We start from the raw sequence: 15,822 nt of genomic DNA, 5'->3' as shown, positions 1-15,822 counted from the left end.
TAAGCATTATTAGCATATATTTGTTTATAAAATCACAAATTTCAAATGTCATATAGAGTAAGTTTGTGATAAAAAATTGCCAAAATAAAATCACGGTTTGTCTCAAAACTATACAGTGGGTCATTTGCCCACTTCAAATCGCGTTATACTGATATAAACTGATGATTTTATTTTAGTAGTTTCTTCCATTTAAGCGAGATAGCAATGAGTCAACCCGAATCGACCTCTCAAGACATTTTACCGACTTGGGTAGATTCTTCGCTGATTAAAGGAATATTGCGCGGTATTGAGCGTGAAAGCTTGCGTATGCAAAGCAACGGTTTCTTGTCTCAGGCCGACCATCCCCAAGCTTTGGGTGCGGCTTTGACTCATCCGCATATTACGACAGACTATTCTGAAGCTTTAATGGAATTTATCACGCCGCCAAAAGAAACCATTACAGAGGCGTTGAACTATCTGCAAGATATACATGCTGTTGCACATACGCATTTGGAACATGGTGAAAAACTTTGGCCATTGTCGATGCCATGCATGTTGGATAAAGATGAAGACAGTATTCGTTTAGCGCAATATGGCAGCTCGAATATAGGACGTTTTAAAACCTTGTACCGTCGTGGTTTAGGGGTGCGCTATGGTCGCCGGATGCAGACCATTTCAGGGGTGCATTATAATTTATCCTTCCCAGATCATTTCTTTGAAGCACTACAACAACACGAAACTGACGATGCTCTCAAAGCATTGAGCTTACAAGATTATCGCAGTCATCGTTATTTCGGCCTGATCCGTAATTTTATTCGTTTAACGCCATTGGTGATGTTTTTGGTTGGGGCGAGCCCATCGGTGTGTAAATGTTTTATGACTGGACGTGAACATCAGCTGTTACCGCTCTTAAAAGGCACGCTATTTTTACCCTATGCAACGGCGCTGCGTATGGGAAATTTTGGTTATCAAAATTCGGCACAAAAACAGTTAGGGATTCACTACAACGACATTCAGGCATATTTGGAAGGTTTGCAAAAAGCGGTGCATACCCCGTATGCCGCATTTAGTCATTTAGGTTTAAATGATGAACAGGGTGAACCGATTCAAATTAATGACCACGTGTTGCAAATTGAAAATGAATACTACAGTTTGGTTCGTCCGAAACAAGTGCCACAGGATGGTGAAACACCATCTGAAGCCCTGCAAAATCGTGGTGTGGGTTATGTAGAATTACGCGCAGTAGACGTCAATCCTTATAGCCCGATTGGGATCAATGAAGACACGGCAGGCTTGCTCGAAGTGGTGGCTTTATACTGTTTATTGCAAGACAGCCCAGCATTGTTAGATGCCGAACAAAATGAAATTGAGAAAAATCAGGCTGAAGTAGTAAACCGTGGCCGTGCGCCAAACGCAGTGATTTTACAGCAAGGCCAAGCGATTCCAATTGAAACATGGTGTCGTACACATGTTGCTGCGATGCAACCGTTGGCTGAATTGCTGGATGATTCTTACAATACAGATATTTACACTCAGGCAATGGCTGTGATGCAATCACGCATCGATGAAGTCGATGAAACATTGTCGGCACGTATGATTAGCGATACTTTAGAACAAGGTGGAACTTGGGGCTTTGGTAGCTTTATGGCCTTACAACATGCTGAAGTGTATGAGCAGCATGTTTTGAGCCCTGAAACTGCAGCATATTTTGCACAAGCTGCTGAGCAGTCTTTAGAAAAACAGGCTCAACTTGAGCAAGACTGCACCTTGAGTTTTGAAGAATATTTGAAAAACTTTAGATAAAAAATTTTAAGAGGATTTACCATGAAATGGAGTTTCCGCTTCGTGAGTGGTTTGTTGTTTTTAGCCAGCGTGATCGGTATGTCTTTTGCGCTGTTTTTAGAACATGTACAAGGCTTAGAACCTTGTCCATTATGCGTATTCCAACGTATTGGTTTGATTGGACTCGGCATCATTTCATTGATTGCGTTGATTCACAATCCAGCATCGAATTGGGGTAAACGCATTTACGCATTGTTGGGGACACTATCAATTCTTTGGTCTGCTGGGGTGGCTGCGCGTCATATTTGGCTGCAAAACTTACCGCCAGACAAAGTACCTAGCTGTGGCCCAGGACTGGATTATTGGGTAGAAACGCTGCCGTTAAAATCAGTCTTTGAACAAGTACTAACCGGCTCTGGTGAATGTGCCAAAGTGGATTGGACGTTCTTGGGACAATCATTACCGGTTTGGTCATTGGTGTTTTTTGCGGTCTTAACTTTGCTCAGTCTTTGGCAGTTATTGCGTAAATACCCAAGCAAACCCGTGCCACGTTTACGTGATAAATTCTAATTCAGTGATATATAAAAAAGCCCTCAGTTGAGGGCTTTTTTATACGAGTCTGCATGGGGGAAGTTTACCTTAGGTCAGGGCAATGCCTTCCATACTTTCCAAGTCCATCATAAATTCATAGATATGATCACAAGCTTTATCGTCATTGTTTGGATAGAACCAATGCACGATTTGCTCGGCCACTTGTGGATGATGCTGAATTTCGAAATGGTTCAGGCCATAAAAAATTGCTTTATGTGAATCTGGCACTTTCAGTTGATACCGTGCATTTGGATGTTCCCCCAACGCACTTTTCACACTGACCAAGTAATCTCCAATCACATGTCGCGTTTTATTGCGACGATGTTCATATTCAATGGTCCCTGCCACGAGGTAGGTATTGATATGTGATGGAATCGGGGCAGGTTTACGGTTGTCATCCATGAGCCCAATGCGGACATCATTATGTTCCCAATCGTCATCACGCACGCTGCCATAGCGCAAATCTAAAATGCCGTTACTACGAATATTCACCACGTGCCCCACGATTTTGACCAAGGGGAAACGCCCCAATTGATCTTGCAGATGAAATCCGACACGTTCAAGCACAGCACCATGATGTGGTGAGCCCAAGCAGACTAGATTTTCGACTTGATGAATCCATTGATACATATTTTGTTTGCCATAAAAAATGGCACTACGGGAGACTAAGCCCCCCATACTATGACCAATTAAGTCGATACTGGTAATGCCGGGGTTGCGACGGACCAAATCTTCTAATGTATTGGCTAGGCTGCGACCATTGGTCGAGATACGACGACCCGTATTGTAATTTAAATACAGCATGGTGTTATGGTCACGTTGTGACAGTAATTTTTCACCAATGCCGCCATATTTGGCTGTCGACCATGACAGATGATTCATGCACAGCCCATGAATCAACAGGGTAATACGACCGGTTAATTCGCCTTTTTGTACCGCACCATAATGGTCGTAAACCACCATGGGTAAGGCCATCGGGTTGTGATATTTCAGTAAATAGTCGCCCAAGACCCCATTCAGCGCGCCCACTAGAAAATGTAAAGACGGAGTGAGCGGTTTGTCGTGTAAGCGTGGGAATTTTTCAATAATGCTACGCAGCGTTGGTGCGAGTAAATAATTGCCATAATTGAAAAAGGTGTTGTAAGAAAATTCGTAAATCCGTGCAATGGTTGGCTGCTTATGAAAGGCTTTCGAGCCTTGTTCGCTCATTCCAAAAATACTGATTAAAATTTCACGTTGAATGTTTTTGATCAAGTCATGCACGACATCACTAAAACGCATTGTCACGAGTTGTGCCAAACCTTCCAGCACATCTGCTTGACTGGGTGGCGTGCGGTCCCATTTACAATAGGTTTCATGCAATGGTGTTAAGCTAGGCATAATGTTCCTATCCTTACATTCAATGCTATTCCTCGATTGTATTTATTACTGGAATAGCCTGAAGTTTCATTGTTTATTTTATAAAATTCTCACGAACAGCTTTTACAATACCGATAACAGACCTGTCGGTGAATGCCTTTTGTCTGACAATTTTACTAAAAATTCAAATTTAGAAAATGTGACGCAGTTAGCACTTATATGCCACTTTTAAAGCAATTTAAAGATCAATTTGGAATCAAAATGATGAATATTGTGTATTTGCATGGTTTTCAAAGTAACTCAAATTCAGTGAAAGGACAGATATTGCGGCGCTATTGCGCAGACTTAAATGGTCTGCATGTGCATTTGCCAGATTTGAATATGCCACCGCTACAGGTGATGCAGCAGATGTCAGAGCTGATTGAAGGTTTGGATGATGTGGTTTTGGTGGGCAGCAGTTTAGGTGGTTTTTATGCGACGCAGTTGATGGCACGGCATCATATTCCTGCAGTGCTCATCAATCCTGCGGTCTATCCATGGCAATTATTTCGTGATTTATTTGGCGAGACGGCATTGCCCTATCAGGTGACTGAAACGTGGTGCTTGGATGATGCACAGCTCAATCAAATGCAGGCTTTGGCGGTATCTAAGGTTGAGAACGCAGATCAACTGTTGGTCTTGCTCCAACAAGGCGATGAAACCTTGGATTATCGAGATGCCACTGGTTTTTATAGTGCGGCTCAAGCCGGTATGGCTATGCTGATTACGGAGGTGGGAGGAACACATGGCATGGATGATTTTGCAGAAAAAATACCGATGCTCTTGCAGTTTTTGTCCGATGCTGTCAAAAATATGCCTAAATAAAATGATCCAATACAAATGCTGACCTGCTAGATCCAACATACAAAAAATGGGCAGTTATGACATCATTTGACGTTTAAATTGTTTAAGAAAATGGTGGCTGATCGCAAGAGATATGCATTTTAATAAAAAAGCATATACTGTAGCGCTTGAAGAAATGTTTTAACCAAAAAAGCAGGGAATTTTGCAACGTGACGCAATATACGGCTCAATCACTTGAAGTTTTATCTGGCCTAGATCCGGTACGTCGTCGTCCGGGGATGTATACAGACACTACACGACCAAACCATTTGGCGCAGGAAGTGATAGATAACGCCGTCGATGAAGCGCTTGCAGGACATGCCAATAAAATTACCGTGACAGTGTATAAAGATGGCTCATTGTCAGTTGAAGATAATGGTCGTGGGATGCCGGTTGACATCCATCCTGAATATGGTCAAAGCGGGATTGAAATCATTCTGACCAAGCTGCATGCCGGCGGTAAATTCAGCACAGACAATTATCAATTTTCAGGTGGTTTGCATGGTGTGGGGATTTCTGTCGTCAATGCATTGTCCAACCGTGTTGAGGTAGAAGTTCAACGTCATGGCAACCTGTATAAAATGGCTTTTGAGCATGGTGAGCCGGTTGCGCCACTGGAAGTTTTGGAAGGTAAATGTGCCAAACGTGCGACAGGAACAACCGTGCATTTTTGGCCTGAAGCGAAATATTTTGACTCACCTAAATTTGCCTTAAAAGCGCTTAAACATAATTTAAAAGCCAAAGCAGTATTGGCAGCCGGTCTACAAATCATTTATGTCGATCAAATCAATAACGAAAAAATTGAATGGCAGTTTGAAAATGGTCTGGTTGACTATTTGATGGATGAACTGCAAGACCGTGACATCGTTCCTGCCCCTGCATTTGTGGCGACTGGTGAGGCAGAGCGTGCCAGTGCTGAGTTTGCAATTTGTTGGAATGTGGAAGGCGGTGAGTCCATTCAAGAGTCCTATGTGAACCTCATCCCGACCGCGCAGGGCGGTACCCATGTCAACGGCTTACGTTCGGGTGTGACAGATGCGATTCGTGAATTCTGTGAATTACGGAATTTATTGCCACGGAATATGAAGCTGTCTGCCGAAGATGTGTGGGATGGCGTCAACTTTATTCTGTCTTTGAAATTCCAAGAGCCACAATTTTCGGGTCAAACCAAAGAACGACTTTCAAGTCGTGAAGCCTCTGGTGTGGTATTAAATATTGCCAAAGATGCTTTTGCACTGTGGCTGAATCAAAACTCCGATATAGCCATGCAACTGGCTGAAATGGTGATTGCCAAAGCCGGTCGCCGTTTAAAAGCTGCGAAAAAAGTTGAACGTAAAAAGATCGTTTCAGGTCCAGCTTTACCAGGTAAATTGGCTGACTGTGTGGGGCATACCCTCGAAGAATCAGAACTGTTTATTGTGGAAGGGGATTCTGCAGGCGGTTCTGCCAAGCAAGCACGTGATAAGAACTTCCAAGCGATCATGCCGATCCGCGGTAAGATTTTAAATACTTGGGAAGTGTCTTCTGATGAAGTCTTAGCATCGCAAGAAGTACATGATATTGCGATTGCGATTGGTGTAGATCCGGGCAGTGATGACTTGTCAGAACTCCGTTATGGCAAGATTTGTATCTTGGCCGATGCTGACTCGGATGGTTTGCACATTGCAACGTTACTCTGCGCATTGTTCGTCAAACATTTCCATACTTTGGTTGAGGAAGGACACCTGTTTGTGGCGATGCCACCGCTGTTCCGTATCGATGACAATAAAGATGTGCACTATGCCTTGGATGAAGATGAACTAGAAAGCATCTTAAAGAAATGTAAAACCAAAAATCCTCAAATCACTCGATTTAAAGGATTGGGCGAGATGAACGCGAGTCAGCTGCGTGAAACGACTATGGATCCCGATACACGTCGTTTGGTGCAACTAGACTTGGATGACGTACAGTTTACTTCAGGTTTACTCGACAAATTATTGGCGAAGAAGCGCTCTTCAGACCGTAAATATTGGTTGGAACAGAAGGGTAATTTGGCCGATTTAGCGGTTTAAAATTGCAACAAGGAAAAAACCACGCAAGTGGTTTTTTTTTGCTTCAAATTTAGGAAAAGCTGCATGATTTGTGTGCCAAAACACCGTGTTTTTTGAAAAACGTCGCAAAATTGTTCAATTATAGGTCAAATGTTGGATACAAGTTTGTATGCATCTTTGCGGTGATTTTACGATTTTTGAATTGACCCATAAAAAATTAAAAGCAAATTTTATGATTGTAACTATGTGAAAAATAACATTTAAAAATAAATAAAAGCACTCAATCAAAATAAAAAATAAGGCTTGGCACAGTTATTGAATTGCTCTGTTGTGATGAAAGACAACAAATGCATTTTAAAAATGTGAATTACAAGCTTAGGTTGGGAGTGTGAATAATGTTTCAACGCAATGTATTTGCTAAAAGTATTTTAGCGGCAACGATGACTGGGGCGATTGCTTTAACGGGCTGTTCAAAACCTGCAGAAGAAAAAACAGAAAGCGCTACATCAGAACCAAAAGCCGCTGCAGCAAGTGGCGATACTATTAAAGTCGGGATCTTACATTCGCTGTCAGGCACGATGGCGATCTCAGAAACTTCTCTAAAAGATACGGCCTTGATGGCGATTAATGAAATTAATGCCAATGGCGGGGTATTGGGCAAAAAACTAGAACCTGTGGTGGTGGATCCGGCATCGGACTGGCCACTATTTGCGGAAAAAACCCGTCAGTTGATTACCCAAGACAAAGTAGCCGTGATTTTTGGTTGCTGGACGTCGGTATCTCGTAAGTCGGTTTTACCCGTGGTTGAAGAATTAAATGGCTTATTGTTCTACCCTGTTCAGTATGAAGGTCAGGAACAGTCTAAAAATATTTTCTACACAGGTGCAGCACCGAATCAGCAAGCGATTCCTGCTGTTGAATATCTGATGAGTGAAGAGGGTGGTAAGGCAGAACGCTTTGTACTATTGGGCACAGACTATGTTTACCCACGTACCACCAACAAAATCTTACGTGCATTTTTGAAGTCGAAAGGCATTGCCGATGCAGACATCATGGAAGAATATACCCCATTTGGTCATAGCAACTATCAAACCATTGTGGGCAATGTGAAGAAGTTTGCGGCAGGGAAAAAGACGGCTGTGATCTCGACCATTAACGGCGATTCAAATGTGCCGTTCTATCGTGAATTGGGTAACCAAGGCATCAAAGCTGCGGATATTCCAGTGATGGCGTTCTCTGTAGGTGAAGAGGAGTTACGCGGTATCGACACCAAACCGCTGGTTGGACACTTGGCATCGTGGAACTACTTCATGTCGGTGAAAAATCCAGTGAATACTGAATTCACCAATAAAATGAAGCAGTATGCCGTGGAGTACAAACTGCCAAATGCCGATAAATTTGTGACCAATGACCCGATGGAAGCTACCTATGTCGGTATTAATATGTGGAAACAAGCGGTAGAAAAAGCAGGAAGCACAGATGTCGATAAAGTGCGTGAGGCTATGGCCGGCCAAGAATTTAAAGCGCCATCGGGCTATACCTTGCAAATGGATGCGTCGAACCATCATTTGCATAAACCAGTCATGATTGGTCAGATCCGTGCCGATGGTCAGTTTGATGTGGTGCACAAAACCGCAAAAACCATTGCTGCAGAGCCATGGAGCCCGTACATCCCGAAATAATTCAATCCAAATGCCTACTGCCATTGTGTAGTGGGCATGTTTTGATGTGATCCCTAGATGGGGTTGTTCTATCACTCAATAGGGATGCTTATAAGATGAAAAAATTACGCAATTTCCCGATCCTGTTTCTATTCCTGAGCCAATTATTCTGTCTGCAAATCGTGCATGCAGAAACTGCAGCGAATGTCGTGCCTACGGTGCAATCTGTGCAGCAAGGTGACGCCATTCAGCAATTTGTTCGCGGTAGTTTTACCGAGCGCCGCAGTTTACTGAATCAATGGCCGGGCGATATTGAATCCTTAGATCAGTTGGCCGCATTGGTCGAAAAAGACCAGTTATATAGTGGTCAAAGTGGTCAAACCTATATTTTAGAAACTGACGAAAAATTATTGAGCTATCCTGATTTGCAAACCGTGACGGATTGGCCTGCCGATTTATCTCAAGTCACCTTGGTGAATACCCTTCGTAAAGCCTTAACGTTTGCGCAAGCGAAAGAAAAGCTGCAATCGGATGATTTAAACCAACGTTTAGATGCGATCGATATTTTAGAAAATAACTTGGCTGAGTTGGATGTTAAAAATATTAATCAATTGTATTTAAATGAAAAAAATAACAAAGTTAAAGCCCGTTTAGCGCAGCTCAAAGCACGCTTGGATTATCAAAACCCTGATGTTTTACAAAAAATACAGGCGGCCAAAGTGCTGCAAGATTCTAACCGTCCCGATGTGTTGGCGATGGTGGAACAGGAATTACAACAAGCCAACCTGCATCCTGAGTTAAAAGCCGCACTGACAGAAGCCAAGAGCAATATTAAAACTCGTATTCAGGCCAGTGAATGGACTGGACATGTCTTTTCAGGTCTCAGCACGGCCAGTATTTTACTACTGGCGGCGTTGGGCTTAGCCATTACGTATGGTCTGCTAGGCGTGATTAACATGGCGCATGGTGAACTGATCATGATCGGGGCCTATACCACTTATGTGGTGCAAAGCCTGTTTAAGAGTTATCTCAGTAGCTATGTCGATTGGTACTTGATTGCCGCGATTCCTGCTGCATTTATTGTAAGTGCTTTGATCGGCATGTTGATTGAACGTACTGTTATTCGTCCCTTGTATGGCCGTCAATTGGAAACACTATTAGCCACCTTTGGTGTGAGCTTAATTTTAATGCAAGTGGTGCGCATGGTTTTTGGTGCGCAGAACGTTGAGGTGTCGAATATTTCATGGCTGTCAGGGGGCATTGCTGTGACACCAAGCCTGATGCTGCCTTATAACCGTATTGCCATTATTGGCTTTACCGTTGCGGTACTGTTGTTACTGGTTTACTTGCTGAATAAAACCCGCTTTGGTTTATTTGTTCGTGCCGTGACGCAAAACCGTCAAATGGCACAGGCCGTAGGTATCCGTTCTAGCCGCATTGACATGATGGCTTTTGGCTTAGGTTCAGGGCTTGCAGGTCTGGCAGGTTGTGCCTTAGCACAAGTCGGCAATGTCGGTCCTGATTTAGGACAAAACTATATTATTGATGCGTTCTTGGTGGTTGTGGTGGGTGGTGTTGGCCAAGTATGGGGCGCAGTACTGGCTGCCTTAGGTCTAGGTGTCAGTGGCACTGTGCTGGAAATCGGCATGGGTGCGGTCTTAGCGAAAATTATTCTACTGGTTCTTGTGATTTTGTTTATTCAAAAACGTCCACAAGGTTTGTTTGCCATCAAAGGCCGTTTTGTGGAGTAAGCGCATGAAAATCACTTCGTTATTATCGGATAAACCCTATAGCGGTATGGCGATTGCCGTGTGCTTTGCCATTTTGCTGATTTTGCCTTGGTTACATGTATTGCCAGCCGATTCAGCACTGCATTTATCAGCGTATTGGGTCACGCTCATTGGCAAGATTATGTGTCTCGCCTTGGTGGCATTGGCCTTAGATTTGGTTTGGGGCTATGCCGGCATTTTAAGTTTGGGGCATGGTCTGTACTTTGCCTTGGGCGGCTATGCCTTCGGCATGTATCTCATGCGTGAAGCAGCAGGCGATGGCTTACCCGACTTTATGCGCTTTTTGAGTTGGACCGAGCTACCGTGGTACTGGATGGGTACTGAACATATCGTGTGGGCATTGGCTTTGGTGGTTTTGGTCCCAGGACTGATTGCCTTCATTTTTGGCTTCTTTGCCTTCCGCTCCAAAATTAAAGGCGTGTATTTTTCAATTATTACCCAAGCCATGACCTTTGCCGCTGCGCTACTATTTTTTCGCAATGAAACCGGCTTTGGCGGTAACAACGGCTTTACCGGTTTTAAAACCATCTTAGGTCTAGATATTACCTCTGCACCAATGCGCGCAACCTTGTGTTTCCTCACTGCACTGACTTTGCTGGTCTGTTTTGTCGGTTTACGCCACCTGATGAATAAACCCTATGGTCGTGTACTTGGTGCAATTCGTGACAGTGAAAACCGTTTGCAATATTTAGGTTACCGCACCTTATGGTACAAGCTCTCTGCATGGGTGTTGTCAGCAGTGATCGCAGGGATTGCTGGTGCTTTGTATGTCCCTCAAGTCGGCATTATTAACCCGAGTGAAATGAACCCTGTCAATTCGATTGAAATGGCGGTGTGGGTGGCTGCAGGGGGACGCGGTACGCTGATTGGCCCAATTTTGGGTGCAGGTTTAATCAATGGGGTGAAGACCTATTTTACGGTGGCTTATCCAGAGGCATGGTTATTGATTTTAGGTGCGCTGTTTATTGTGGTAACGATATTCCTGCCAAAAGGTTTGATTGGGCTATTAGAGCGGTTTAAAAAGGAGCGCAGCGAATGAATGATCAATGGGTTCAACCGCATGGCGGTCATGCCGCAGAAGGTTATGGACGACCGAAAGAGCAGGGTGCGGACTTCAGTCACGGAATTGCCCTGTATTTAGAAAAAGTCAGCGTTTGGTTTGATTCTTTCCGCGCATTAAATGATTTGTCGTTATATATCAAAGAAGGTGAGCTGCGCTGCATCATTGGTCCCAATGGTGCAGGCAAAACCACGCTGATGGATGTGATTACGGGTAAAACTCGCCCAACAGAAGGTTCGGCTTTTTTTGGGCAAACCTATGATTTGGCAAAAATGAGCACGGAGCAAATAGCAGAAGCCGGAATCGGTCGTAAGTTTCAAAAGCCAACCGTATTTGAAAATTTTACCGTGATGGAAAATCTGTTATTGGCTGCACCTAAAGATAAACGGGTGAAAAAGAGTTTTTTCAGCAAACTCGATCCAGATGCGCAAAACGCCTTGGACGAATCTTTAGCACAAATCCGCTTAGAAGAATTGATCTATAAACCGGCAGGGCTGTTGTCACATGGTCAAAAGCAGTGGTTAGAAATAGGCATGCTACTAATGCAGCGTCCAAAATTGATTTTGCTGGATGAACCTGTAGCAGGAATGACCGATGCTGAAACAGAGCGTACCGCAGAGCTGTGTTTAGAGTTGAAAAAGAACCATACCCTTGTTGTGGTTGAACATGACATGAGCTTTATTGACACCATCAGTGAAAAAGTCACCGTGTTGGCGCAAGGTGCGATTTTGGCAGAGGGTACATTGGCCGAAGTCCAAGCCAATGAAGATGTCATTGAAAAATATCTCGGACGTTAAGGAGCAGACCATGTTAGAAGTCAAAGACGTCAATCAGTTTTATGGTGGCAGTCATATTTTAAGAGATGTGACATTTGCCGCTCCCGTGGGGGCATGTTCAGTGGTGCTCGGGCGAAATGGTGTGGGTAAAACCACCCTCTTAAAATGTTTAATGGGCATTTTACCGATCAAGTCTGGGCAGATCTTACTGGATGGCAAAGACATTTCTAAACTGAGTCCAGAGCAACGTGTACGTGAAGGCTTGGCTTATGTACCGCAAGGACGGGACATTTTTTCAACCTTGACCGTTGAAGAAAATATTTTGATTGGGATGGCAAAATTTAAAGGCGCTAAAACCCGAAAAGTGCCAGAACATCTCTATGAGATTTTCCCCGTATTGGATGAAATGAAACATCGTCGAGGTGGAGATTTATCTGGAGGTCAGCAGCAACAATTGGCGATTGCCCGTGCGCTCGCTTCCGAACCACGGGTATTGATTTTAGATGAACCGACCGAAGGCATTCAGCCGTCGATTATTAAAGACATTGGCCGTGTGATTCGTCAGTTAGCCGCTGGCGGAGAAATGGCGATTGTTTTGGTTGAACAGTTTTATGATTTTGCAGAAGAACTGGCAGATGAATATACCGTGATGGCGCGGGGGCAAGTGATTGCACAAGGTGTCGGTAGTGAAATGCCTGAAAAAGGCATTCGGGAATTGGTGGCGATTTAATATTTAGTTGACTGCGATGTGTGGCGGGCTTGTATCAATCAAGCTCGTTACTCTTTTCATTCAATTTACTACGCTCAAAAAATCGTTGCTGGTCATGGAAATGGCATCAAAAAAACGAGTGGCATAAATTTTTTTTGTTTTAAACCATAAGCTTAAGTTGTTCTCAGTATCGTCATTTGAAGCTTCAGCATGTCGTGCTTCAGTGATGCTAAGTGCAGTACTGAAACTTTGGTAAAGGGCGAATGGGCATCCATCAGTATTCGATCAACTGCAGTCGAATATACAAAATATCTGCTTTATTTTTGTGTGGATTACATTAATCTAAATGTACGACATAACAAGAAGATAAGAATATGGACGCGATATTATATTTGATCCCACCGAATGATTTGGAAACTCTGATTTTAGAAGCAGAAACCCCTCAAGATGTCTTGGATTCACCTTTTGTACAACACTCCTTTTTTTTAGGGGAAGCGTGGCAAGAGTTGAATCCATTATTAAGCGTGAACAGTGATTCAGTTGCGGCACTGAGTTATGCCATTCAGGCAGAACATCCTTTGTCAGAGCGACGACCGGGACTGAGCCTTGCAGTGCATTACAATACTGTAGTTCGCGTTGCAGAAATCCATCAGGCATTACAACAGTTAAGCGTGGATGAAATCAAAAAACGTTATTTGGTCACGATTGCAGAAACCGCACCTGAGCAAGAGCTTAAATTGGCCGAATTAAAACTACTTTTTTTACAGTTACAAGATCTTTATCGTGATGCGGTGCGTCATAATTTATCGGTGCTGAGTGTGATACAAGATGGTATTCGTTTGGATAAATTACCATAAACACAGCTCAATACGGGCTATAACTGAAGTTGCATCAGGACCAGATCACGCCATTCACCAAACTTTTGTCCCACTTCGGGCATATAACCTGTTTGCTTAAAGCCTAATTTTTTGTGCAGGGCAATCGAGGCGCTATTGCCGTGATCAATGCCAGCGATCATGACATGCATACTTTGGCTTTTTGCATGCTGAATTAGGTGCTCTAATAATTGCTGACCGAGACCTAGTCGAGCATAGTTTGGGTCAATATAGACAGAATGCTCAACAGTATGTCGATAGCCAGCAAAATGGCGGAAAGAACCATAGTCAGCATAACCGGCGATTTGCTGTTGATCCTGATCTTCAATCACCACAAAAGGAAAATTTTGCTTTTGGAAATCCAGCAATTTCTGTTGAAAAGAGTCAAGAGTGTAAGCTTGATCATTCCATGTCGCAAAGCCGTTGAGAACTTCATGATTATAGATTGCGAGAATGGCCGCTAAGTCTTGTGGAGTTGCAGGTCGAATGAGAAAAGACATGCGCAAATTTCTGATAAAAATAAAGTCAATTTAAAAACTTAGGCATAAAAAAAGCAAGGTGATGAACCTTGCTTTTTTCTTCATAGCGTTCTGAGTCGAACTTAGAAGTGGTATTTCACCAAAGCGCTGACATCGTTTTGGTCCTGACCTTTCAGGCCATATTTGTTGTTCCAAACCGAGTGTTCAACACCTACGTAGAGCTTAGTCTTAGGAGAGATATGCTTACCTATATTCCATTTATATTGGCTTGTCCAGTTTAATTCACTAGCTTGCGCCCCTTTTTCAGCTGTTGACCAGTCAAGGAAAGCATCTACTAGAAAATCTTCAGAGCCAATTTTAAATGGCACAGCATAAGTGATCGTCATTTGATAATCATCTTTAGTACCGGCTGATTTAGAATCATTATCGGCTTTATAGAAGTTGATGTTTGCATACTGTGTATATGGAATGTCTAAAGCAAAGCCAATACCATACAAGAAGTTATTAAACTCAGAATTTTTGTCGTAGCCGGCATTATGTTCCCAAGTCGTTGCAATCAGAACGTCTTTGATCGGCCCCATAGAAAGGTCTTTACCAGAAACTTCGCCTAAGCTAAGGCGCGGTGCAAGCTCAAGGTAAGTCGATGCTTCATCATCTTTGTCCCAAGCTTGGTCAACGAAGAAGAATACATCTGAATATTTCAGTTTAGCGGCATATTCAGCTGTGATCGTTTTCTGTTCATTGTTGTCACCATCAAAAGGCACAACATAATTTTCACCATATAGGCCAGTTAAGCTGAAATCTTGCCATACGATAGGTGAAGCTTGAGTGAAAGCAGCAGCAGATGCTAATGCACATGATGCAACGATTTGTGTAAGTTTCATTAAAAAATATCTCCCCCGAGAAGCACTGAAAGCATACAGATTATTAAGCAAAAATAAAGCCAAATTTTACTCAACGGCAAAATTGTTTTGTAATTTGAAGGGGAAATACGCTGTGAATGATCGATGACGGTAAAAGCGAGATTTTGAGTTTGAATGGAATTGTGCAAATAGAAGGTGGGCGTCGAGGAAATGCACAAAAATATGACCCAAATCAATTAAAACAATGCAAATCTACAATAAAGTCTTACTTTTTTATGGATATTAAAAAAATATCAAAATAGCACTTGCAAAATTCTAACTTAAGACCGATATTCGAAGTATAAGGACACGGATCTGCAGACTCTAAAGTGTTCATCATTCAATGTGGAGGACGACGTTCCATACAAAGTTGAAGATGGTCATTGCTGTAACATTTACAGCAAATGTAACGTGCCAAGATAATAAGTTTTGCACAAATTTTTATAGCTAATACAGATAGATATGAGGATGATATTATGAACATTGAAATCCGTACAGATAAAAACATTATAAACAGTGATCGACTAATTACATACGTTCGTGCAGAACTTAATGAAGAATTTCAGCGCCATAGTGAACGCATTACCCACTTTTCGGTGCATTTAAGTGATGAAAATGGGGACAAGGGCGGCAGCGACGACATCAAATGTATGATTGAAGCACGTCCAGCAGGTTTGAAACCTGTCGTGGTCAACCATCGTGGTCATAATGTAGATACAGCTATTCACGGTGCAATTGATCGACTTAAACGTAGTCTTGAACATGTGTTCGAAAAGAAAGAGAACCCACGCAGTACGCAACCTGCTTTTGCTGAAGCGGATGACAGCGTAGACGACGAATAAGTCTCAAAATTTAAAAAAAGCCCTGCGGGGCTTTTTTTGTGTGTTTTGTATTTTGTTTTACATGAAATTCAAACAAACGCAGCTTTATTCGGCATAATAGATCAA

The 15,822-nt window shown here is 42.9% G+C and carries 14 protein-coding genes; 11 read left to right on the top strand and 3 right to left on the bottom strand.

The annotated features are described in order from the left end of the window. Positions 1-204: 204 nt before the first annotated feature. Entirely contained in the window at positions 205-1,782 is a 1,578-nt protein-coding gene (gene gshA, locus FTU12_RS02515) for a glutamate--cysteine ligase (protein ID WP_180066492.1), read from the top strand. Between the two features lie 21 nt (positions 1,783-1,803). Further along, a complete protein-coding gene (locus FTU12_RS02510; RefSeq protein ID WP_078190602.1) occupies positions 1,804-2,331 on the top strand; it encodes a disulfide bond formation protein B in 528 nt (175 codons plus the stop codon). 69 nt (positions 2,332-2,400) lie between these two features. Here the strand turns inward: FTU12_RS02510 and FTU12_RS02505 are convergent, their stop codons facing one another. Continuing rightward, the gene (locus FTU12_RS02505; protein WP_180025879.1) at positions 2,401-3,732 is read right to left on the bottom strand and encodes an alpha/beta hydrolase; all 1,332 of its coding nucleotides are present in this window, start codon (positions 3,730-3,732) and stop codon (positions 2,401-2,403) included. A gap of 243 nt (positions 3,733-3,975) precedes the next feature. Here FTU12_RS02505 and FTU12_RS02500 point away from each other — a divergent pair, with 243 nt between their 5' ends. The 8 genes from FTU12_RS02500 (at position 3,976) to FTU12_RS02465 (ending at position 13,476) form a co-directional block, all read left to right on the top strand. Continuing rightward, on the top strand, positions 3,976-4,575 hold the full coding sequence (locus FTU12_RS02500) for a YqiA/YcfP family alpha/beta fold hydrolase (RefSeq protein ID WP_180008667.1): 600 nt from the start codon (positions 3,976-3,978) through the stop codon (positions 4,573-4,575). Between the two features lie 188 nt (positions 4,576-4,763). Next, the gene (gene parE / locus FTU12_RS02495; RefSeq protein WP_180008637.1) at positions 4,764-6,644 is read left to right on the top strand and encodes a DNA topoisomerase IV subunit B; all 1,881 of its coding nucleotides are present in this window, start codon (positions 4,764-4,766) and stop codon (positions 6,642-6,644) included. 374 nt (positions 6,645-7,018) lie between these two features. Further along, the gene (gene urtA / locus FTU12_RS02490) at positions 7,019-8,305 is read left to right on the top strand and encodes an urea ABC transporter substrate-binding protein (RefSeq protein WP_180004371.1); all 1,287 of its coding nucleotides are present in this window, start codon (positions 7,019-7,021) and stop codon (positions 8,303-8,305) included. A 95-nt stretch (positions 8,306-8,400) separates the two neighbouring features. Next, positions 8,401-10,035 (top strand): urea ABC transporter permease subunit UrtB, encoded by a 1,635-nt coding sequence (gene urtB, locus FTU12_RS02485; RefSeq protein ID WP_180066484.1) that lies wholly within the window; start codon positions 8,401-8,403, stop codon positions 10,033-10,035. Positions 10,036-10,039: 4 nt separating this feature from the next. Further along, positions 10,040-11,113, top strand: a complete 1,074-nt coding sequence (gene urtC, locus FTU12_RS02480; protein ID WP_180049715.1) for an urea ABC transporter permease subunit UrtC — start codon at positions 10,040-10,042, stop codon at positions 11,111-11,113. After that, entirely contained in the window at positions 11,110-11,931 is an 822-nt protein-coding gene (gene urtD / locus FTU12_RS02475) for an urea ABC transporter ATP-binding protein UrtD (protein WP_180113675.1), read from the top strand. The genes urtC and urtD overlap by 4 nt, the downstream gene beginning before the upstream one ends. A gap of 10 nt (positions 11,932-11,941) precedes the next feature. Then, on the top strand, positions 11,942-12,640 hold the full coding sequence (gene urtE / locus FTU12_RS02470) for an urea ABC transporter ATP-binding subunit UrtE (RefSeq protein ID WP_180073351.1): 699 nt from the start codon (positions 11,942-11,944) through the stop codon (positions 12,638-12,640). Between the two features lie 353 nt (positions 12,641-12,993). Then, the gene (locus tag FTU12_RS02465) at positions 12,994-13,476 is read left to right on the top strand and encodes a DUF1877 family protein (protein ID WP_168379686.1); all 483 of its coding nucleotides are present in this window, start codon (positions 12,994-12,996) and stop codon (positions 13,474-13,476) included. Positions 13,477-13,493: 17 nt separating this feature from the next. On the opposite strand, the gene FTU12_RS02460 is transcribed toward FTU12_RS02465, so the two are convergent. Continuing rightward, a complete protein-coding gene (locus tag FTU12_RS02460) occupies positions 13,494-13,994 on the bottom strand; it encodes a GNAT family N-acetyltransferase (protein ID WP_180113674.1) in 501 nt (166 codons plus the stop codon). A gap of 101 nt (positions 13,995-14,095) precedes the next feature. Then, positions 14,096-14,857: an outer membrane protein OmpK gene (locus FTU12_RS02455; RefSeq protein ID WP_168379688.1), complete on the bottom strand. Its 762-nt coding sequence runs from the start codon at positions 14,855-14,857 to the stop codon at positions 14,096-14,098. Between the two features lie 494 nt (positions 14,858-15,351). On the opposite strand from FTU12_RS02455, the gene FTU12_RS02450 reads away from it, so the two are divergent. After that, the gene (locus FTU12_RS02450) at positions 15,352-15,717 is read left to right on the top strand and encodes an HPF/RaiA family ribosome-associated protein (protein ID WP_078190593.1); all 366 of its coding nucleotides are present in this window, start codon (positions 15,352-15,354) and stop codon (positions 15,715-15,717) included. Positions 15,718-15,822 lie beyond the last annotated feature (105 nt).

Origin of the sequence: Acinetobacter sp. YH12063, from assembly GCF_013419715.1 — a bacterium.
Taxonomy (GTDB): Bacteria; Pseudomonadota; Gammaproteobacteria; order Pseudomonadales; family Moraxellaceae; genus Acinetobacter; species Acinetobacter amyesii.
This window is presented reverse-complemented; position numbering and strand designations above follow the sequence as displayed.